The organism is Halobaculum roseum (assembly GCF_019880245.1).
Classification (GTDB): Archaea; Halobacteriota; Halobacteria; order Halobacteriales; family Haloferacaceae; genus Halobaculum; species Halobaculum roseum.
Genome location: NZ_CP082286.1, coordinates 2,643,567 through 2,662,185, shown reverse-complemented (window position 1 = coordinate 2,662,185; position 18,619 = coordinate 2,643,567). Strand labels below are relative to the sequence as shown.

Genomic DNA, 18,619 nt, shown 5'->3' with positions numbered 1-18,619 from the left:
CTCCTGTTAAACTCTCCGCGCGGCGGCGTTCTCCGGCTCGCCGACCGGGCGACCCGGGCGCCCGACAGCGCGGGGGAATGGAGACGCGGGCGTGGGTTTACCACGGAGCTCTCGCACCTCCGGTCCAGTACGGCATGCCGGGGCTGGAAGCGTTCCTGGACAACGCCCACGACAGGATCGTCCTCATCGACGCCGACGGCGTCTATCGGTACGCGAACGCCGCGACCGAGCTGGTCGTGGGGTACGAGCCGTCGGAGATCGTGGGGACGGTGGAACGGCGCCGAATAGGTCGAATCGGGATCCGGGCGCGGTCGGTCGCGCCCGGGCTCACTCCCCGTCGAGCCGGTCTTGCCACTCCTGCACCTTCGCCATGAGCTCGACGGGGGGCGTCTCGTTCACGTCCGTCCCTCGCAGCGCCGACAGCACCGCCTCGGTCTCGGGGTCGAGCCCCGCGTCCGCGTCGGCCGTCGCCGCGGCGGCCCCGTTGCCGGCGGGTGCGCGAGCCCCCGGTCGGTCCGCGTCGCCGGCGTCCCCGGCGGCTCGCCCGTGCCCGCCGCCCGTCGCGAACTCGCCCGCCGAGAGGTCGAAGACCGCCTGTCTCGTTTCGCCCCCGTCCCCGCCCTCGGCGCCCTTCGCCTCGATCGCCTTCTCCTCGCGCAGGCGGTCGAGCACCTCGTCCGCGCGGCCGACGACGGGGTCGGGCACCCCCGCGAGGTCGGCGACGTGGACCCCGTAGCTGCGGTCGGTCGGCCCCTCGCGCACGCGGCGGAGGAACGTCACGTCGCCGTCGCGCTCCTCGGCCGCGACGTGGACGTTCGCGACGCGCGGGAGGTGTTCGGCCAGCGCGGTCAGTTCGTGGTAGTGGGTCGCGAACAGCGTCTTCGCGCGCACCTCGTTGTGCAGGTACTCGGTGGCGGCCCAGGCGATGGAGATCCCGTCGTAGGTCGCCGTGCCGCGGCCCACCTCGTCGAGGATGACCAGCGAGTCCTCCGTCGCCGAGTGGAGGATGTTCGACAGCTCCTGCATCTCGACCATGAACGTCGAGCGACCCTGCGCGAGCTCGTCGAGCGCGCCGACGCGGGTGTAGACGCCGTCGACCAGCGGGAGGGTGGCGGCGTCGGCGGGGACGAACGAGCCGATCTGTGCGAGCAGCGATATCAGCGCACACTGGCGCATGTACGTGGACTTCCCGCTCATGTTCGGCCCGGTGACGATGAGGAAGCCGCGCTCGCGGTCCATCCGGAGGTCGTTGGGCACGAAGTCGGTCGTCCGCTCGACGACCGGGTGTCGCCCGGCCTCGATGTGAAGCTCGTCGCCGTCGGTGAACTCCGGGCGCGTCCAGTCGTTCGTCGCCGCGTGGTGGCCCAGCGCCGCGAGCACATCCAACTCGGCCAGGGCGCGCCCCACGTCCTGGAGGAGTTCGGCCTCGCTCGCGACCCGCTCGCGGACCTCCTCGAAGATGCGCCGCTCCAGTTCCTCGCGGCGCTCCTCCATGCGGAGGACGGTGCGCTCGCGCTCCTCCAGCTCCTCGGTGACGAACCGCTTGGAGTTCTTCAGCGTCTTGATCTCGCGGTAGTGCTCGGGCGCCTGCCCGGCGACGGACTTGCCCACCTGGATGTAGTAGCCGTCCGTCTTGTTGCGGTCGACCGACACGTGGCTCAGGCCGTGTCGGCGCTTCTCGCGCTCCGCGAGCGTGTCGAGCCACTCGAGGGCCTCCTCGTACTCGTCGACCAGCTCGTCGAGCTCCTCGTCGTACCCGCGGGCGATGACCCCGCCGTCGCCGCCGATGCTCCCCGGCGGCTCCTCGGCCAGCGCCTCGCGCAGTTCGTCGTGGAGGTCGCGGGCGGCCGCCTGGTCGGGGCGCGCGAGCACGTCGGGGACCGGGGAGTCCGCGAGCTCGGTGCCGTCGATGGCGGCGGCCAGTTCGGGGAGCCGCCCCAGCGCCGACCGGACGGCGACCAGATCCCGCGGCCCGGCCGAGCCGCTCGTCGCGCGCGCGGCCAGCCGTTCGAGGTCGGCGGTGCCGTCGAGGGTGTCGAGCAGGCGATCGCGCGCCAGCGCCGCGCCGGCGAACGCCTCGACGGCGGCGCCGCGCCGCTCCAACTCGCCGCGGTCGCGCCGTGGTCGGGTGAGCCACTCGCGCAGCAGGCGAGTGCCGGCCGCCGTCTCGGTGTGATCGAGGGTGTCCAGCAGGGTGCCGGTGTGCTCGCCCTGCATCGTCTCCACGAGCTCCAGGTTGCGCTGGGTCGTCGCGTCGAGGGCGACCCTGCCGCCCGCGTCCAGGCCGCCGAGCCGGGTCATCGACGCGAGCACGCCCGCGCCGGTGTCGTCGACGTAGTGGAGCACGGCGCCGGCGGCGGCGACCGCGGGGTCGGCGTCGAGCCCGACGGCGTCGAGCGCCTGCGTCCCGAAGTGGTCGCCGAGGCGGTGGCGCGCGCGACCGGGCGCGAACGCCTCGGCCTCGTGGAGCGTGAGGCGGGCGTCCGTGGACTCCCGGAGATCCGCGAGCCGGGCGTCGTCGTCCCGGACGCCCGGGCCGGGAAGCAGTTCGACCGGGGCGAACCGGTGGAGTTCCGTGCGCACCTCGTCGAGGTCGGCGACGGCGGCGGCGTGGAACCGGCCGGTGGTGACCTCCGCGAACGCGACGCCCCACGGCTCGTCGTCGCTCGCCTCGTCGTGTTCGACGGCCGCGAGCCACCGCGCCTCGGCGCCGTCGGGGTCGACGACGGTTCCCGGGGAGACGATGCGCTCGATCTCGCGGGCGTGGCCGTCGTCGGTCTCGTACTGCTCGGCGACGGCGACGCGGTAGCCGCGCTCGACGAGCGCCTTCAGGTACGGCGTCAGCTCCGAGAGGGGGACGCCCGCCATCGGGTACGAGGAGCCGTGGCTCGACTTCTGGGAGACCTTGAGGTCCAGCTCGTCGGCGACGAGCTCGGCGTCGTCGGCGAAGAATTCGTAGAAGTCGCCGCACTGCATCGCGAGCACGTCCGCGTCCGTGGACTCCTTCAGCGAGAGGAACTCGCCCACGATGCCGCCGGCGTCGGTCGTCATTGTCTGGTCGATGATGGTGCCGTGTCCGGGTAAAACGCTACGGGTCCGGCTTCGCCGACGGTATCGCCGCCGCGGCCCGGGGCGACGCCCCTACCCGACGCCCGCGGAGAAGCGGCGACGGTCCCTACTGCGTTCCGGCGGCCGCTTCTACGTTTCGCCTCCCGACATCCCCGGGTCCCGCCGACGCCCCCGCCGTCGGCGACCCCTCACACCCCCGGGATCCCGAGCGCGGAGAAGCCGCCGAAGCCGACCGCCGACAGCAGCGACAACACGAGCGTTGCCGCGAGCCACCCGACGAGCGCGATCCCGGCGGCAGTGATCCAGCCGCCCTTGTAGCGCCACTTGATCACCGCGAGGTACGCGAGATACGTGAGCGCGGTTCCCAACAGCGGCAGCCACCCGAACAGCGTCGAAACGATCACCCACGCCAGCGCGCCGATGAGCGCAGTCCAGACGGCGTGTTCGTAGCTCCGGGCGTCCGACAGCACCGTCGCCCCCGCGTAGATACCGATTCCCCCCACCAGCGCGCTCACGACAAACACGATGAGCGAGTCGATGACTGCGACCATGCACGGAGTGCGTCGGCAGTCGTTGAAAGCCTAACGGCGGTTCGGGCCGGCGAGTGCGGTCCTACGGGTTCGGACCGTCGTCGTCGTCGTCGCCGGCGACGTCCGGCCCCTCGGGATCGTCCCATTCGAGCCTCGTCGTACACCACGGACAGAAGTCGAGGTCGGCGTCGAGGTCCTTCCCGCAGTTGGGACACGCCGGCGCCTCGGCGGCGGTCGTCGCCCCGCGCCCCGCCGCCCCCGCGCCGCTCCCCGCGACGCCGGGGTGGGACGCGTCCGCGGCGCCGGACCCGGCGTCGCCGGCATCGGAACCCGACGGACGCACGCCCGCGTCCTCACGCGTCGCGCGCGCCAGCATGTACGCGTCGACCGCGCTGGCGAGGACGACGATCACCGGCGGCAGCGCCTTGACCGGGTTCGACACCGGGTCGCCCGCGTTGAGCGCCTCGACGACCTCCGGCGGGACGAACAGCAGGACCGCCGCGAACGTCGCCGCGAACCAGCCGAACGCGCGGAGCCACCGCCGGAGGTACGCGTGGCCCAGCCCGGTGACCGCGAGCGCGAGGAGGACCGCGAGCCACGGGCGCTTGCGACCCGTCGAGCCGCCGAGACGGGGGAGGTTCATACCCTCACACGGGTGCCCCACCCGTGAAAAACCCGCCGGTGGGCGCCGGAACGTCCGTCGGTACCGGCGGTCCGTCCGGAACGACGAACCTCCGGGAGCGACGGACACTAACCCCTGGCTTGCCTTCGCAGTCACATGAGCACCGACGACGCATCCGCCGACGACCCGGCCGACGACGCATCCGCCGACGACGCGAGCGACCGGCGACCGGTCACGATCTACTCCGATTTCGTCTGTCCGTTCTGCTACCTCGGACGGGCGTCGCTGCGGCGGTACCGCGAGGACCGCGCCGAGCGCGACCTCCCCGAGGTGGGCGTGGAGTGGCAGTTCTTCGACCTCCGCGGGCACAAGCGCGGCCCCGACGGGGAGATCCGCGACGACGTCGAGGACGGCAAGGACGAGGACTACTACGATCAGGTGCGCGAGAACGTCGTGCGCCTGCGCGAGGAGTACGACGCCGACGGGATGCTCGCGTTCGACGAGGTGCACGACGCCGACTCCTGGGACGCCCAGCAGGCCGCGCTGTACGTGAAACAGACGGCCGACCTCGACACGTTCCGCGACTTCTACGACGCCGTCCTCGAAGCCCACTGGGAGGAGGGCCGCGAGATCGACGACCTCGACACCCTCGCGGAGCTGGCCGAGTCCGTCGGCGTCGACGGCGGGGAGATCCGCGACGCCGTCGACGACGGGGCGCTGGCCGAGGAACTGGAGTCGCAGTTCGAGGCGGCCCGCGAGCGCGGCGTGACCGGCGTGCCGACGTTCGTCGCCGACGGCCACGCCGCCCGCGGAGCGGTGCCGCCGGAACACCTCCGACGACTGCTGGAGGGCGTCTGATCCGCGGGCACCCACTCGGCCACGAGCACAACTTCGGTTGAGGGGGATCGGCCCTCGCCCGCGATCTGCGGCGGTGGACCGCAACTCTATTTGTGTTCGTCTCCAACCGTCGACTGTGAGCGACGACGGCACGGACGGAGACCTCGGCGTTCTCCGACACAAGCGCGACGCGACGCGGTACCGCATCCTCGTCGAGATCGCCGAGCGCCAGCCCGCGGTGAGCCAACGCGAGATCGCCGACGCCATCGGGATCACCGCCCAGGCGGTCTCCGAACACCTCGGCGACCTCGCCGACGGCGGCTTCGTCGACCGCGAGGGGCGCGGACGCTACCGCGTGACGAAGGAGGGCGTCGACTGGCTCATCTCCCGGACCGACGAGCTCAGCGAGTACCTCGACCACGTCACGAGCGACGTGCTCGGCGACGTGGAGGTCGAGACCGCCCTCGCGGACGGTCCCGTCGAGGAGGGCGACCGCGTCGGCCTCTCGATGCGCGAGGGAGTCCTCCACGCGCGCCGGGTCGCCGACGCGGACGGCGACGCTCCCGACACGGACGCCGCGTCCGGTGGCTCGGACGACGCCGGCGCCACCGCGGTCGCCGTCACGTCCGGCGAGTCGGGCGACGACATCGGCGTCGCGGAGTTCGACGGCGTCGTCGACTACGAGCTGGGCGCCGTCACGGCCGTCACGGTCCCCGGCGTCCGCGACGGCGGGAGCGGCGCGGTCGACCCCGACCGACTGCGGGACCTCGCCGGCGACGCCGACCTCGTCGTCGCCGCGGGGACCGAGGCGCTGGCGGCACTGGGTCGCATCGACCGCGACCCCGACGTGCGCTTCGGCACCGTCGACGCCGTCCGCGAGGCCGCTATGCGCGGGCTCGACGTGCTGCTGGTCGTCGTTGCCGGCGACCTCGCGGCACACGCCGAGGGTCTCCGCGAGACGGCCGTCTCCTACGAGGTCGTCGACGCGTCCCGCGGGACGTAGTTTTCAGTTCAGATAACTGGCGGCGTAGGTTGAAGTAGTCGGTCCGGGAGGTCGAGGTATGCGCACCGAGACCGCCGTTCGCGTCCGGCTCGGGCTCGCGACCGCGGCCGTGCTCGCGGTCACCGCCGTCGCCGCGCTCGGCCTCGCCAGCATCGCGCTGTGAGCTATTCCGCGGGGGCGACGACCTCGACCTTCAGGCCGTCCGGGGACTCGCAGTAGAGCGCGTAGTACCCGCCGGCGAAGGGGTGGCGATCCCCGTAGAGCAGTGAGGCGTCCGCGCGTTCGCGGACGCCGTCGGCGAGGCGGTCCACCTGTTCGCGCGAGGCTGCGTGAAACGCGAGGTGATTCAGTCCGGGCGCGGTTCGGTCGAAGCGTTCGGTCGGCCGGTCCGCCTCGACCAACACCAGGTACGTCGGCCCGTTCACCCACGAGCGGCCGCCGTCCCACTCCTCCTTCGGCTCGTAGCCGAGTTCGCCCAGCAGCCAGTCCCAGAAAGGAGTAACGGCGTCGAGCTCCGCCGCGTACAGCTCGACGTGATGAAGCTGGCCCTCGCGGCCGGGGTCGCCGTGATCGAGGTCATCAACCATCGGATCGGTCGATTACTGCTGCGGGAGCTCCTCTCCCTGCGGGACGCCCTGCGCCGCCACCGTCTCGCCGGTCATGTAGCTGGCGGCGTCGCTCGCGAGGAAGCGGGCGATGTCGGCGATCTCCTCGCTCGTGCCGATCCGGCGGTCCACGTCGCCCCGGTCGACCTCGTCGGCAGAGACGCCCATCTGTTGTTCGACGCCCGGCGTCGCCACGAACCCGGGAGCGATGCAGTTGACGCGCACGTCCCGGCCGGCCCACTCCAGCGCGAGCGTCTCGGTGAGGTTGATCACGCCCGCCTTCGCCGCGCCGTAATGGCTCATGTACTGGGCGGCACGTCGGCCCGCGACGCTCGCGAGGTTGACCACCGCGCCGCCGCCGTCGGCGAGGTGGTCGCCGGCGGCCTGCGTGCAGTGGAACGTGCCGTGGAGGTTGATGTCGACGACGGTCTCCCACCCGTTCGCGGAGATGTCCTCGAAGGCCGCCATGAACGACGCGCCCGCGTTGTTCACGAGCACGTCGAGCCCGCCGAACTCCCCGACGGTCGCCTCGACGAGCGCGTCGACTGCGTCGCGGTCGGTCACGTCGCACTCGACGGCGAGACAGCGACCGTGAGCGGGGGCCGCACCCGGCTCGTCGTCACCCTCGGCATCGCCGTCCGCGTCGGCGGCAGCCTCCGCGGCCCCGTTGATCGCCTCGGCGACGGGGTCGACGTTCCCCTGCTCGCGCGAGCAGACGACCACGTCGGCGCCGTCGGCGGCGAACTCCTCGGCGATCGCGCGGCCGATCCCGCTTGAGGCACCCGTGATCACCGCCACGTCGCCCGAAAGCGAGAAGCGGTCGGCGATACGGCGGGCGGCGTCGCCGCCGGCGTCGCTCACGCCGACCACCCGCCGGACGAGGGCGTCGGGGTCGTCGCACCGGTGCGGGCGAGAGGGCGGGGGTTTCCGTGGGGATCCGTGTCGTGTGTGTCCATGTGATGCGATTCCGCGTCGTGTGAGTCAGTGTGTCGTGTCATCGACAGTGGGTCGGGGGCGGAATCCCATGAATCCCGGGGGGCGAACCCGGCCGAAACTTACCATTGGTAAGCTCGCGGCGGTACACCTATCGGTCGGCCCGCGGGTCCCCGTGGTATAACGAGCGGCGGGTCGAAGGGTGGACGACAGTCCAGTCCTCTACTCCTCGCGTAAGGTCCGGAAGATCTCCGGGTCGGTGCGGAACTTGAGGACGTTGTGGACGACGTGGTTCCGGAGGTTCGAGACGACCGCGCCGTGTTCCTTGTAGAACTCGTGGATCCACTTCGACTGGGCCTCCCGGCTCGGGAACATCATCACCGACTTCCACTGGTACTCGCCGTCAGAGAGGAAATACAGCAGCGTGTGGGGGTCGTCGCGGATGTACTCCATCGCCGCGCGCCACTCCTCCGCGAAGTTCGAGGGGTCGAACTTGAACTCGAACAGGCCGAAGGCGTAGTAGTCCTCGTTCGGGACGATGGCGTCGCGGAACACGCCCCGCTCGCGCATCTTCCGGAGCGTCTCGCTGACGGTGACGTGCGAGACCTCGATACCGTAGTCGTCCTCCAGCACCCGCGACAGCTCCCGAGAGGAGATGCCGGGGTTGTCGGCGACCTCCTCGAGGATCGCCACGTCTCGTTCGGAGAAGTCCCACTCCGGGGCGTCGCCGGCGGCGGCCTCTTCGACCTCGTCGCTCATGCGCCACCCCTCCGGGTTCCGGGTACGGGAACGAGACCGAGGGCGAGGCTGCCGCTCCCCGGCCGATCCCGGGCGGCACTCGTCCGCGACCGCGCCGACGATCCGCCGCGACGGACCGCCGGGGCGCCCGCTCCTCGCGCGCTCACAGCAGCTGATCCGAGATGATGTTCTTCTGGATCTCGGAGGTCCCCTCGTAGATCTTCGTGATCCGTGCGTCGCGGTAGAAGCGCTCGGCGGGGTGGTCCGTGACGAAGCCGGCGCCGCCGTGCACCTGGATCCCCTCGTCGGCGACCTCGACGGCGCGCTCGGAGGCGAACAGCTTCGCCATCGACGCGAACTTCGCGGCCAGCTGGTCGTCGCCGTCGGCGTCGACGACCGATGCCGCGCGGTACGTCAGCGACCGCGCCGCCTCCACGTCGGTCGCCATCTCGGCGAGCTTGTGGGAGATGGCCTGGTACTCCTGGATCGTCTTGCCCCCCTGCTCGCGCTCCCCGGCGTACTCGACGGCGGCGTCGAGCGCGCCCTGGGCCGCGCCGACGGCCTGTGCGGCCACGGAGGTGCGTCCCCCCGCGAAGAACGCCATCAACTGGTAGAAGCCCTGATCGACCGCGCCGATCACGTGGTCCTCGGGGACCCGCACGTCGTCGAGGCGGATCTCCGCGAGGTCGGAGGCGCGGATGCCGAGCTTGTTGTCGATCTTCGTCGGCTCGAACCCGTCGCGGTCGGCCTCGACGAGGAACGCGGTGATGCCGCGGTGGCGTTCGCCGGGCGAGGTCTTCGCCATCACGACCGCCACGTCGGCGATCGTCCCGTTCGTGATCCACATCTTGTCGCCGTTGAGCACCCACTCGCCGGCCTCCTCGTCGAGCTCCGCGCGGGTCTCGATACCCGCCACGTCGGAGCCGTGCGCGGGCTCGGAGATGCACGAGCAGGTGGCCGCGTCGCCGGCGGCGACCTTCGGGAGCCACTCCTCCTTCATCCACTCGTCGCCGAACTCCCGGATCATCGTCGTGCCGAAGCCGCGCGAGCCGATCGCCGAGCCGATCCCGGGGTCCGCGCGCCACAGCTCCTCGGTCACGACCACCGCGGTCAGCAGGTCCATCCCGGCGCCGCCGTACTCCTCGGGGATCGTCGGCGCCACCAGGTCGTACCGTGCGGCCTGCTCCACGAGGTCGTGCGGATACTCGCGCGTCTCGTCGTGTTCGCGCGCGACGGGCCGGATCTCGTTTTCCCCGAACTCCCGGACCACGTCCCGGATCGCCTCCTGCTCGCTCGAAAGCTGGAACGACATGGCGGGCCTGGAGTTTCCATCGCTAAATAGCCACCGCCGGTTCCCGCTTCCGCGCGACCGCCGCGAACCGGTTCGGGTCAGTCCGCGAGGAACGTCCGCACCCGCTCGCGGTACGCCTCGGTGCGGTCGTGGGTAACCCAGTGGTAGGCGTCGTCGAGGCCGACGACCTCGGCGTCGCCGGCGACGGCGTCGGCGAGGCGCTCGGCGTTGTCGATCGGCTGGAGCACGTCGTCGGCGCCCCACAGACACAGCGTCTCGGCGGTGATCGCCCCGTAGTCGATGCAGGTCGTGTGGTTGGTGTTCGTCGCGACCGCCGCCCGCGCAAGCGCCGGCCGGCCGCCCTCGCGGGCCCACGGTTCCCGCATCCCCGCGACGAACGCCGGGTCGGCGTCGCCGTGGGCGCCCTCGGCGAACAGGAACTCCATGTTCTCCTCGAACTCCGCGTCGTCCCAGCCCTCGACGACGCCCGGGACGCCGAGGGAGTTGATGTACTCCACCGGCCACGAGTCGAAGCAGGCGGCGTTCGAAAGCACCAGTTTCCGCACCTGTCGGGGGCGGGCCGCGGCGAACCGCAGCGCGACCCCGCCGCCGATGTCGTGGGCGACGAGGTCGACCTCGTCGTACCCCGCGTCGGCGATCAGCTCGGCGATCACGCCCGTCTGCGCGCGGATCGACCGGTCGAAGTCGTCGGTGCGCTGGGAGTTTCCGTAGCCGACGAGGTCGGGCACGATCACGTGTCTGTCCTCGGCGACCGCGGGGGCGATCCCCCGCCAGAGGAACGACCACGTCGGGATGCCGTGGAGGAAGATCGCCGGCGGGCCGTCGTTGTCGCGGCCGGCCTCGTAGTACGCCACGTCCAGCTCCCGGCCGTCGACGACCGCCGTCGTCTCCGACTGGGCGGCCGCCCACGCCTCGTGGTCCGCATCGAGTGTCACCATGACAGCCCCGTCGCCCGCGGGGGACAAAAATCGGGGCGACGGTTCGGTCCCGGCGGCTTCCGGTCGGGGGCGGTTTTTCGCCGGATCCCTACCCGTTCGGTTCGCCGTAGCGCGTCGCGTTCGCCAGCTCCGACTCGTCCACGTCCGAGAAGGCGTCGCGGGCGATGACGCGCCGGTGGACCTCGTCGGCGCCGTCGATGATCCGGAACTGCCGGACCGACTCGTAGAAGTCCCCGATCGGGAGGTCCTTCCCGATGCCGTTTGCGCCGCACAGCTGGAGCGCGGTGTCGACGATGTCCTGTACCGTGTTGGCGGCGAACGTCTTGCTCATCGCCACCTGCACGCGCGCCTCCTCGCCGCGGTCGATCCGGTCGGCGGCGTCGCGAACCATCGTCCGCACGGCGTGCAACTCGGTCTCCGCGTCGGCGACGTCGTGGCGGACGGCCTGCTTGTCCGCGATCGGGCCGCCGAACGCCTCGCGCTCGCTGGTGTAGGCCTTCGCCACGTCGAGCGCGCGCTCGGCCATCCCGGCGAAGCGCATGCAGTGAGTGAGCCGGGCGGGGCCGAGCCGCTGCTGTGCGTGGGCGAACCCCTCGTTCAGGTTCCCGAGGAGGTTCTCCTCGGGGACGCGGACGCCGTCGTACTCGATCTCCGCGTGACCGACGCCGGTCACCTCGCCGCCCACGTGAGGGATGTCGCGGACGATATTCACGCCCGGCGTGTCCGCGGGGACGAGAAACAGCGACGTGCCCTCGTACGGATGCGCGTCGGGGTCGGTGCGCGCCATCACGATGAGCACGTCCGCCTCGGTGCCGCCGGTGGTCCACCACTTGTGGCCGTCGATGACCCACTCGTCGCCGTCCTTCTCGGCGCTCGTGCGGATCATCTTCGGATCGGAGCCGCCGCCCTGCATCGGCTCGGTCATCGAGAAGCCCGAGGAGATCTCGCCGGCGACGAGCGGTCTGAGCCACCGCGCCTGTTGCTCGTCGGTACCGAGCAGCTCCAGCGTGTGCATGTTCCCCTCGTCGGGTGCGTCGACGCGGCAGGCGGCCGCGCCCAACAGCGACCGCCCCGCCTGCTCGAACATCGGCAACACGTCGCGGAAGGCCATCCCCATGCCGCCGAACTCCTCGCCGATCTGCGGGCAGAACACGTCGTACTCGCGGGCCGCCTCCCGGAGCTCCGCGAGCCGCTCGTCGCTCACGGGGCCGTCCCCGAGCACCTCCCGCTCCGCGGGGACGACCTCCTCGTCGACGAACTCCCGGGTTCGCTCGGCGAGCGCACGCGCCGCCTCGCTGTCGTCGTACTCCATACCACGGGGTCCGACCGCCGAGGCAAAACACTACCCCCGAACGGCCGCCAGAATCGCCCGCCCGAACCGTCAACCCGAACCGCTCGACGGGGCGGGGCGACGGCCGCGCGCTCGCGACCCCCGGCGTTTTTCGTGGGCGGTGTGCAACCGACTCGCATGTCCGACGACTCCGAGGCGTACGTCCGACGCCTCGTCGACCCCGAGCGCCTCCGCTCGTATCTCGCGGCCGAGTTGGGCCCGGCCGACCAGTTCGACGTTCGCCGCCACCCGGAGGGCCACTCCAACGAGACGCTGTTCGTCACCCACGGCGACCGCGAGCTGGTGATCCGCCGGCCCCCGCCGGGCGAGACGGCCGAGACCGCCCACGACGTGCTCCGGGAGTACCGCGTGATGGACGCGCTGCAGGACACCGCCGTGCCGCTGCCGGCGACGGTGCTCGGGTGCGACGACCACGACGCGCTGGGCTCGGACTTCTACGTGATGGAGCGAACCGCGGGCGACGTGCTCCGCGACGACGAACCCGAGCGCTTCGCGGCGCCCGAGCACCGCCGTCGCGTCGGCGAGGAGCTGGTCGACGCCCTCGCGGCGGTCCACGCGGTCGACCCCGGGACGGTCGGCCTCGGCGAGTTCGGGCGTCCCGCGGGCTTCACCGAACGGCAGGTCGGCCGCTGGGCGAAGCAGTTCCGGTGGGCGTTCGAGGTGACCGCCGAGGACCGCGAGGTGCCCGAGATCGCCGAGGTCACCGAGTGGCTGCGGGCGAACGTCCCCGCCGACCACGAGCACGCGCTCGTCCACGGCGACTACAAGCTGGACAACGTCATGTTCGCGCCCGGGACGCCGCCCGAGTTGGTCGCCGTCCTCGACTGGGAGCTGTCGGCGCTGGGCGACCCGCTCACCGACCTGGGGTGGATGCTCTCCTTCTGGCGCGACCCCGGCGACCCCGCGCCGGCGACGCCGGAGCTCACCTCGACGTTCATGGAGCGCGAGGGGTACCCGAGTCGGCGGGATCTGGTCGCGCGCTACGAGGACGCGACCGGGATCGACTACGAGCACGACCGCTTCTACCGGACGCTCGCGGTGTACAAGCTCGCAGCCCTCGGCGAGATGTTCTACCGGCGGTACCTGGAGGGCAACAGCGACGACCCGCTGTACCCGACGATGGAGACGCGGGTGCCGGCGTTGGCACAGCGGTGTCTCCGGATCGTCGACGGCGAGGAGCCGTTGTAACTCCGCGAGACCCGGCCGACCGATCGACCGTCCATCGCGGAGTCGTCGTCGCGTCGTCGTCGAGTCGATATCGGGTCGCCGGCGGGTCCGATCGCCGAGTCGCCGGCGCGGACCGCCGTGTCGGTCGGTTGCCACGCGAACTAAGTTCACGGCGGCCCTACGATCGCCTATGACTCTCCGATCGAAGCTCTCCTCGACGATCACGTACGCCGCGCTCGGCGCCGGTCTCACGGTCGCGGCGACGCGCGCGCTTCGCGCGAAGGCGGGACAGCTCGAACCGCCGCTGCGCGGGATCCAGCGCACCTATCGCTGGCGCGGGATGGACATCGCCTACACCGAGGCCGGCGACGGGGACGACGAGACGCTCGTCCTCCTCCACGGGATCAACGCCGCCGGCTCCGCCGGCGAGTGGCGCGAGGTGTTCGCCGCGCTCTCGAAGGACTACCACGTCGTCGCCCCGGATCTCCCGGGGTTCGGGCGCTCCGATCGCCCGCCGCTGCGCTACTCGGCGGCGCTGTACGAGGACTTCGTCCGCGACTTCCTCGCGGAGTACGACGAGCCGCGCGTGGTCGCCTCGTCGCTGACGGGCGCGTACGTCGCCGCCGTCGCCGACGGCCTCGACCTCGCCGATCTCACGCTCGTGTGCCCGACCGCGGTCGCGGGGCCCGAGCCGCCCAAGACCGCGGTGCGGGAGCTGATCCGGGCGCCGATCGTCGGCGAGGCGGTCTTCGGGCTGCTCGCCTCCAAGCCCTCCATCGCCTACTTCAACGCCGACCACGGCTACTGGGACCCCGAGAAGGCCGGCGACGACTGGCCCGACTACGAGTGGCGCACGACCCACCAGAAGAACGCCCGCTTCGCCCCCGCGTCGTTCGTCTCCGGGTTCCTGAACAGCGACGTGGATCTCGCGGACGCGCTCGCGACGCTGGACGCGCCGACGACGATCGTGTGGGGACGGGAGGCCGACCTCCCGCCGCTCGCGGAGGGCCGCGACCTCGCGGACGCCGCCGGCTGCGAGCTGGTCGTGTTCGACGACGCGATGTTGCTCCCGCACGTGGAGTTCGGCGACCAGTTCGTCGGCGTCGTCGCCGGCGCACGCCCCGACGAGACGGTGACCGTCGAGCAGGAGGACGGCGACGACTGAACGCGCGCCGAAATACCCTTGACAATCGGTCACAAACACTAAGCGGACCATGCTGACCACGGGAGACCTCGCGCCCGATTTCTCGATCGTCGGCGTCGTCCGCGCCGAGCGCGACGAGTTCTCGCTGTCGGAGACGACCGACGCCGGGAACCACGTGGTGTTGTTCTTCTACCCGGCCGACTTCAGCCCGGTGTGTACGCCCGAGATGTGTGCCATCCGCGACGCCGACTTCTTCGAGGCCACCCCCAACGTCGTGCCGTGGGCCATCTCGGGCGACTCGACGTACGCGCACCGTACGTTCGCCGACGCCTATGACCTGGGGTTCCCGTTGCTGTCGGACACGGACCACAGCGTCGCGGCGGCGTACGACGTGAAGTACGAGGAATGGGAGGGCCACCGGGGAATGGTGAAACGCGGCGTCTTCCTGATCGACCCCGACCGGCGCGTCCGCTACGCGTGGCGCAGCGACGACGCGTACGTCAAACCGGACCTGTGGCCGTTGCGGCAGGCGCTCGACGAGGCGATCCGCGGCGGGAGCGTCGCAGGTGACCTCGACGAGGCCGTGTCCGTCCCCGACTACGACACCGACGAACTGGAACGGATCGAGTGAACTCGCGACGGGCGGTCCGCCGCGAGCGCGGCGGCCGCCCTACGCCGGCCGGAACACGACCAGGCGCTTGCCCGTCGCGTCGTTGCGCTCCACGTCCGGCCGCACGGCGGTCCCGATCCCGATCTCGTCGGCGGACAACTCGCGGACGATCCCGGTGACGCGGACGAGGCCGAAGTCGATGACCGCGGTGACGTACGGCGGCTCCTCGCCGAAGCCGGAGGGCGCGACGTGGACCTCGGAGAACGTGGCGACCTCGCCGGTATCGGGCAGCGGCTCCTCGGAGAGGTCGGTGCTCCCGCAGTCCGGGCACACGCGCCGCGGCGGGAGGTTCCCGTGCCCGTTCGCACACTCGATGTAGTAGCCGCCCTCTGCCAGCGAGTCGGCCCACTCGTCGTAGCCCGTGTCAGCGGGCCCGTCGGGCTCGGGGTCGCTCATTCCGCCACCTCCAGCACGTGGACGACGGCGCTGGCGACCGTCCCGCCGGCGTTGTGGGTGAGCCCGACCGTCGCGTCGGGCACGGCGTCGCTGTTGGGGTGGTCGCCGCGCAGGATGCGGGTCATCTCCGCGATCTGCGAGCCGCCGGTCGCGCCGACCGGGTGGCCCTTCGCCTTCAGCCCGCCCGAGAGGTTCACCGGGAGGTCGCCGTCGCGGGTGGTGTCGCCGCGGCGGGCGGCGCCGATCCCCTCGCCGGGGTCGAAGAAGTCCAGCGCCTCAAGCGCCATCACCTCCGCGATGGTGAAGCAGTCGTGGACCTCCGCCACGTCGACCTCGTCGCCGGCGACACCGGCGTCGCCGTACGCCTCGGCGGCCGCGTCGGCGGCGGCGGGCGTGCGGGCCATGTCCGTGCGGTCCTGCAGCGCGGCACGGTCGCCGCCCTGTCCCGTCCCGGTTATCGCGACCGGCGCGTCCAGGTCGTGTTCCTCGGCGTACTCCTCGGAGACGAGCACGAGCGCGCTCGCGCCGTCCGTGATCGGGCAGGCGTCGAACAGGTGCAGCGGGGAGGCGACCGCCGGCGAGTCGAGCGCCTGCTCGACGGTGATCTCCCGCTGGTACTGCGCGTACTCGTTGTTCACGGCGTTGGCGTGGTTCTTCGCGGCCACGTGCGCGAGGTCCTCGCGGCCCCCGCCGTACTCGTCGAAGTACGCGCGGGCCATCAGCGCGTACGCGCCGGGGAAGGTGACGCCCGCGCGCACCTCGAACAGCTCGTCGGCGGCGACCGCGAGCGACTCGGTCACGTCCGCCGTCGAGAGGTTCGTCATGCGCTCCATCCCGCCGGCGAGCATCACGTCGTTCTCGCCCGAGCGGACCGCGCGGACCGCCTCGCGGACGGCGACGCCGGCGGAGGCGCACGCCTCCTCGTACCGGGTGCCCGCACAGCGCAGCCCCGCGGCCTCGGCCATCAGCGGCGCCTGGTGGCCCTGACGCTCGGCGAGCGCGCCCATGAAGTTGCCGTAGTTGAGGTGCTCCACGTCGTCGCCGGCGACGCCGGCGTCGTCGAGCGCCGCGAGCGCCGCCTCCGCGAACAGGTCCCGGCCCGTCCGCCCGGCGTGCTCGCCGAACGGCGTCAGCCCGACCCCCGCGACTCGTACTCCTGTCATGTGGTGTGGATGCTCGCTCGCGGGGCAAAGACCTGCCGGAGTTTCGCGTTTTCGCCGCCGCTGCCCGTCGTTTTCACTCGGTTCCGGGTTGTCGTTTTGCCGACGGAGAACCGGGCGTCGCGGGCGACGGAGCCGTCGCTCGTTACTGATACCCGTCGAAGCGGTGAAAACGAACCGTTCGGACCGCGACGCGTCCGACTTACCGGACGAGCAGGTCCTCGCCCTTCTCCACGACGACGCGGAACGGCGGGGACATCTTGTTGTACGCGCGGCGGTACGCCTCCTTCACGGCGTCGGCCTGGTCGACGTCGACGTAGGCCGTGAAGACGGTCTCGCCGGCGCCCATGCGGGCGGCGGTGCCGACCGGCTTGCCGAACGCCTGGCGCATCCCGTCGGAGACGCGGTCCGCGCCCGCGCCGGTCGCCTGCTTGTTCTCGCGCAGGATCTGGTGCGGGAACTTCCGCAGGACCATCTTGTAGTTGCCCTCGCCCAGCTCGCGGATGAGGTGGCGGTTGGCCGACAGGCGCGCCGACTCCAGCGAGCCGTGGCGGATCTGGACGTCCTCCTCGGTGACCAGCGAGATGTGTACGGGGTAGTCCTCGGGGTCCTTCGTCAGGTCGCCCATGTTGTGCTGTGCGATCTTCGAGCCCGGAATACCGGTGACGTAGTCCCGCCGCGTGTACGACGGCTTGTCGATCTTCCGGTACATGGAGGCCGGCTTGTCGGACATGGTTACTTGTCCGTGACGACGGCGGTGGCGTGGTTAAAGCCTACGTTTCGCCCGCCGGCCGTGTGGCCGGTCCCCACGGGCGATCGGATCGGTCCGACGGGGCCCCGAACCGGGACCCGCACACCCCTTGCTCCTCACGTCTCGCCGCCGCCGTCGCTGTCGGCATCCCCGTCCCCGTCCGGCGGTCCGGCGGCGACGTGTTCGAGCCCCTCGTCGGCGAGCAGCTCGCGGGCGCGGTCGGTGATCGACGGCGCGAGCAACACCCCGCGGACCTCGGTGCCGTCGGGTTCCTCGCGTTCGACGGCGTTGACGTAGCGCGCGAGCTGTCCGGCCGCGTCCGGGCCGACGCGCCGGCGCTTCAGCTCCACGACGACCGGCCGTCCCTCGGCGTCGCGGCCGAACACGTCGATGGGGCCCGCGTCGGACTCGCGCTCGGTCGCCAGCGGCTCGAACCCCGGCTCGACGAGTTCCGGGTCGTCAAGGACGCGTTCCTTGAGGTCGGCCTCGCTGCCGACGACCTCCACCGACCGGCCGCCGGTGACGCCGTAGGCGGCGAGCTGGTCGACGGCCGAGAAGCGCACGTCCAGCGTCTCCGCGGGCGACGTGCGCACGCTTCGCACGCGCAGGCCCCCGTCGCGGACCGCCGCGCGGTGTTCGCACCCCGGCGGCTGCCAGTTCACGGGGGTGCGCCCCTCGTCGGTGTGCACCAGCGCCGACCCGTCCGGCTTGAGCACGAGCAGGCGGGCGCCCGGCCCCAGCGAGGAGGCGGCGCGGCCGTCGTACTCGACCGTACAGGTACCGAACAGCGTGATCAGGTCGCCGCGGTCGAACGCCGCCTCCAGCTCCCACAGCGCCTCGCGGTGGGCCGGCTCGTGCAGCGTCGTCGCCGTCACCATGACCACCGCCGACGCGACGGTCGCCGAACCGTGTTCACGTCGACGGGTTCGGCGCGGGCGGAAATAAGCGACGCGCCGGCGACGCCCCAGTGTCGCGCCGGCGACGTTCCGGTGTCGCGGCGGGGACGCACCAGTGTCGCGGCGGCAACGCGTCGGCGACCCCCCGACGACGCGCCGGTGTCGCCCTCGGCGTCGCTGGCGAGCGATCCGACGCCGGCGCGTTCGGCCGAACCGAACGGCGGCGCGGTCGCTCGCTGTCGGGTGAAAAACGGTGAAAACTGCGGCTCGGTCTCGCGACCGACTCGTCGGAACCTTACAGGCGCTGCAGGTTCTTCGCGCGGGGGCCCTTCTCGGCCTCCTCGATATCGAACTCGACCTCCTGACCTTCCTCCAGGTCGGGGCCGCCGACGTCCTCCATGTGGAAGAAAACGTCCTCGTCCGCGTCCTCAGTCTCGATGAATCCGTAGCCGCCGGTGTCGTTGAAGAAGTCGACCTTCCCAGTTGCCATACACGAC

General features: G+C 71.7%; 20 protein-coding genes. 6 read left to right on the top strand and 14 right to left on the bottom strand.

The features are described from left to right. The first annotated feature begins 77 nt into the window (after positions 1-77). Positions 78-374, top strand: a complete 297-nt coding sequence (locus K6T36_RS13560) for a PAS domain-containing protein (protein ID WP_222921745.1) — start codon at positions 78-80, stop codon at positions 372-374. On the opposite strand, the gene mutS is transcribed toward K6T36_RS13560, so the two are convergent. The 3 genes from mutS to K6T36_RS13545 form a co-directional block, all read right to left on the bottom strand. Next, positions 328-3,051 carry a DNA mismatch repair protein MutS gene (gene mutS, locus K6T36_RS13555; RefSeq protein WP_222921744.1) on the bottom strand — a complete coding sequence of 908 codons (2,724 nt, stop codon included), beginning with the start codon at positions 3,049-3,051 and terminating at the stop codon, positions 328-330. The two genes, K6T36_RS13560 and mutS, sit on opposite strands and share 47 nt — an antisense overlap. 206 nt (positions 3,052-3,257) lie before the next feature. Then, the gene (locus tag K6T36_RS13550; RefSeq protein WP_222921743.1) at positions 3,258-3,620 is read right to left on the bottom strand and encodes a hypothetical protein; all 363 of its coding nucleotides are present in this window, start codon (positions 3,618-3,620) and stop codon (positions 3,258-3,260) included. Positions 3,621-3,681: 61 nt separating this feature from the next. Further along, positions 3,682-4,242 carry a zinc ribbon domain-containing protein gene (locus K6T36_RS13545; protein WP_222921742.1) on the bottom strand — a complete coding sequence of 187 codons (561 nt, stop codon included), beginning with the start codon at positions 4,240-4,242 and terminating at the stop codon, positions 3,682-3,684. A 135-nt stretch (positions 4,243-4,377) separates the two neighbouring features. On the opposite strand from K6T36_RS13545, the gene K6T36_RS13540 reads away from it, so the two are divergent. Next, positions 4,378-5,079, top strand: a complete 702-nt coding sequence (locus K6T36_RS13540) for a DsbA family oxidoreductase (protein ID WP_222921741.1) — start codon at positions 4,378-4,380, stop codon at positions 5,077-5,079. 115 nt (positions 5,080-5,194) lie between these two features. Then, entirely contained in the window at positions 5,195-6,061 is an 867-nt protein-coding gene (locus K6T36_RS13535; protein ID WP_222921740.1) for a DUF7839 domain-containing protein, read from the top strand. 164 nt (positions 6,062-6,225) lie between these two features. Here the strand turns inward: K6T36_RS13535 and K6T36_RS13530 are convergent, their stop codons facing one another. From K6T36_RS13530 to K6T36_RS13505, 6 genes are all read right to left on the bottom strand, one after another. Continuing rightward, the gene (locus K6T36_RS13530) at positions 6,226-6,648 is read right to left on the bottom strand and encodes a VOC family protein (protein WP_222921739.1); all 423 of its coding nucleotides are present in this window, start codon (positions 6,646-6,648) and stop codon (positions 6,226-6,228) included. A 12-nt stretch (positions 6,649-6,660) separates the two neighbouring features. Then, a complete protein-coding gene (locus tag K6T36_RS13525) occupies positions 6,661-7,494 on the bottom strand; it encodes an SDR family NAD(P)-dependent oxidoreductase (RefSeq protein ID WP_222923463.1) in 834 nt (277 codons plus the stop codon). Positions 7,495-7,821: 327 nt separating this feature from the next. Further along, the gene (locus K6T36_RS13520; RefSeq protein ID WP_222921738.1) at positions 7,822-8,358 is read right to left on the bottom strand and encodes a winged helix-turn-helix domain-containing protein; all 537 of its coding nucleotides are present in this window, start codon (positions 8,356-8,358) and stop codon (positions 7,822-7,824) included. Between the two features lie 142 nt (positions 8,359-8,500). After that, positions 8,501-9,649 carry an acyl-CoA dehydrogenase family protein gene (locus K6T36_RS13515; RefSeq protein ID WP_222921737.1) on the bottom strand — a complete coding sequence of 383 codons (1,149 nt, stop codon included), beginning with the start codon at positions 9,647-9,649 and terminating at the stop codon, positions 8,501-8,503. A 77-nt stretch (positions 9,650-9,726) separates the two neighbouring features. After that, positions 9,727-10,587 carry an alpha/beta fold hydrolase gene (locus K6T36_RS13510; protein ID WP_222921736.1) on the bottom strand — a complete coding sequence of 287 codons (861 nt, stop codon included), beginning with the start codon at positions 10,585-10,587 and terminating at the stop codon, positions 9,727-9,729. An 88-nt stretch (positions 10,588-10,675) separates the two neighbouring features. Beyond that, positions 10,676-11,899, bottom strand: coding sequence for an acyl-CoA dehydrogenase family protein (locus tag K6T36_RS13505; RefSeq protein WP_222921735.1), 1,224 nt, complete (start codon positions 11,897-11,899; stop codon positions 10,676-10,678). A 156-nt stretch (positions 11,900-12,055) separates the two neighbouring features. Between K6T36_RS13505 and K6T36_RS13500 the strand changes: the two genes are divergently transcribed. From K6T36_RS13500 to K6T36_RS13490, 3 genes are all read left to right on the top strand, one after another. Further along, the gene (locus K6T36_RS13500) at positions 12,056-13,126 is read left to right on the top strand and encodes a phosphotransferase family protein (RefSeq protein ID WP_222921734.1); all 1,071 of its coding nucleotides are present in this window, start codon (positions 12,056-12,058) and stop codon (positions 13,124-13,126) included. Between the two features lie 169 nt (positions 13,127-13,295). Further along, a complete protein-coding gene (locus K6T36_RS13495) occupies positions 13,296-14,270 on the top strand; it encodes an alpha/beta fold hydrolase (protein ID WP_222921733.1) in 975 nt (324 codons plus the stop codon). Positions 14,271-14,319: 49 nt separating this feature from the next. Beyond that, a complete protein-coding gene (locus K6T36_RS13490; protein WP_222921732.1) occupies positions 14,320-14,880 on the top strand; it encodes a redoxin domain-containing protein in 561 nt (186 codons plus the stop codon). A 39-nt stretch (positions 14,881-14,919) separates the two neighbouring features. Here the strand turns inward: K6T36_RS13490 and K6T36_RS13485 are convergent, their stop codons facing one another. The 5 genes from K6T36_RS13485 to K6T36_RS13465 all read right to left on the bottom strand — a co-directional run bounded on the left by K6T36_RS13485 (position 14,920) and on the right by K6T36_RS13465 (position 18,612). After that, positions 14,920-15,315, bottom strand: coding sequence for a Zn-ribbon domain-containing OB-fold protein (locus tag K6T36_RS13485; protein ID WP_222921731.1), 396 nt, complete (start codon positions 15,313-15,315; stop codon positions 14,920-14,922). Next, positions 15,312-16,478 (bottom strand): thiolase domain-containing protein, encoded by a 1,167-nt coding sequence (locus K6T36_RS13480; protein ID WP_222921730.1) that lies wholly within the window; start codon positions 16,476-16,478, stop codon positions 15,312-15,314. The genes K6T36_RS13485 and K6T36_RS13480 overlap by 4 nt, the downstream gene beginning before the upstream one ends. A 199-nt stretch (positions 16,479-16,677) precedes the next feature. Then, positions 16,678-17,208, bottom strand: coding sequence for a 50S ribosomal protein L16 (locus K6T36_RS13475; protein WP_222921729.1), 531 nt, complete (start codon positions 17,206-17,208; stop codon positions 16,678-16,680). Positions 17,209-17,342: 134 nt separating this feature from the next. Further along, on the bottom strand, positions 17,343-18,101 hold the full coding sequence (gene nucS, locus K6T36_RS13470) for an endonuclease NucS (RefSeq protein WP_222923462.1): 759 nt from the start codon (positions 18,099-18,101) through the stop codon (positions 17,343-17,345). A gap of 316 nt (positions 18,102-18,417) precedes the next feature. Continuing rightward, entirely contained in the window at positions 18,418-18,612 is a 195-nt protein-coding gene (locus tag K6T36_RS13465) for a cold-shock protein (RefSeq protein WP_073307057.1), read from the bottom strand. Positions 18,613-18,619 lie beyond the last annotated feature (7 nt).

What these genes read in the sequence shown, in the direction of transcription:
- K6T36_RS13485 (WP_222921731.1), bottom strand. Translation starts at nt 15,315, where the DNA reads ATGAGCGACCCCGAGCCCGACGGGCCCGCTGACACGGGCTACGACGAG.
- K6T36_RS13560 (WP_222921745.1), top strand. Translation starts at nt 78, where the DNA reads ATGGAGACGCGGGCGTGGGTTTACCACGGAGCTCTCGCACCTCCGGTC.
- K6T36_RS13510 (WP_222921736.1), bottom strand. Translation starts at nt 10,587, where the DNA reads ATGGTGACACTCGATGCGGACCACGAGGCGTGGGCGGCCGCCCAGTCG.
- K6T36_RS13545 (WP_222921742.1), bottom strand. Translation starts at nt 4,242, where the DNA reads ATGAACCTCCCCCGTCTCGGCGGCTCGACGGGTCGCAAGCGCCCGTGG.
- K6T36_RS13530 (WP_222921739.1), bottom strand. Translation starts at nt 6,648, where the DNA reads ATGGTTGATGACCTCGATCACGGCGACCCCGGCCGCGAGGGCCAGCTT.
- K6T36_RS13540 (WP_222921741.1), top strand. Translation starts at nt 4,378, where the DNA reads ATGAGCACCGACGACGCATCCGCCGACGACCCGGCCGACGACGCATCC.
- K6T36_RS13550 (WP_222921743.1), bottom strand. Translation starts at nt 3,620, where the DNA reads ATGGTCGCAGTCATCGACTCGCTCATCGTGTTTGTCGTGAGCGCGCTG.
- mutS (WP_222921744.1), bottom strand. Translation starts at nt 3,051, where the DNA reads ATGACGACCGACGCCGGCGGCATCGTGGGCGAGTTCCTCTCGCTGAAG.
- K6T36_RS13480 (WP_222921730.1), bottom strand. Translation starts at nt 16,478, where the DNA reads ATGACAGGAGTACGAGTCGCGGGGGTCGGGCTGACGCCGTTCGGCGAG.
- K6T36_RS13475 (WP_222921729.1), bottom strand. Translation starts at nt 17,208, where the DNA reads ATGTCCGACAAGCCGGCCTCCATGTACCGGAAGATCGACAAGCCGTCG.
- K6T36_RS13495 (WP_222921733.1), top strand. Translation starts at nt 13,296, where the DNA reads ATGACTCTCCGATCGAAGCTCTCCTCGACGATCACGTACGCCGCGCTC.
- K6T36_RS13465 (WP_073307057.1), bottom strand. Translation starts at nt 18,612, where the DNA reads ATGGCAACTGGGAAGGTCGACTTCTTCAACGACACCGGCGGCTACGGA.
- K6T36_RS13505 (WP_222921735.1), bottom strand. Translation starts at nt 11,899, where the DNA reads ATGGAGTACGACGACAGCGAGGCGGCGCGTGCGCTCGCCGAGCGAACC.
- K6T36_RS13515 (WP_222921737.1), bottom strand. Translation starts at nt 9,649, where the DNA reads ATGTCGTTCCAGCTTTCGAGCGAGCAGGAGGCGATCCGGGACGTGGTC.
- K6T36_RS13520 (WP_222921738.1), bottom strand. Translation starts at nt 8,358, where the DNA reads ATGAGCGACGAGGTCGAAGAGGCCGCCGCCGGCGACGCCCCGGAGTGG.
- K6T36_RS13500 (WP_222921734.1), top strand. Translation starts at nt 12,056, where the DNA reads ATGTCCGACGACTCCGAGGCGTACGTCCGACGCCTCGTCGACCCCGAG.
- K6T36_RS13490 (WP_222921732.1), top strand. Translation starts at nt 14,320, where the DNA reads ATGCTGACCACGGGAGACCTCGCGCCCGATTTCTCGATCGTCGGCGTC.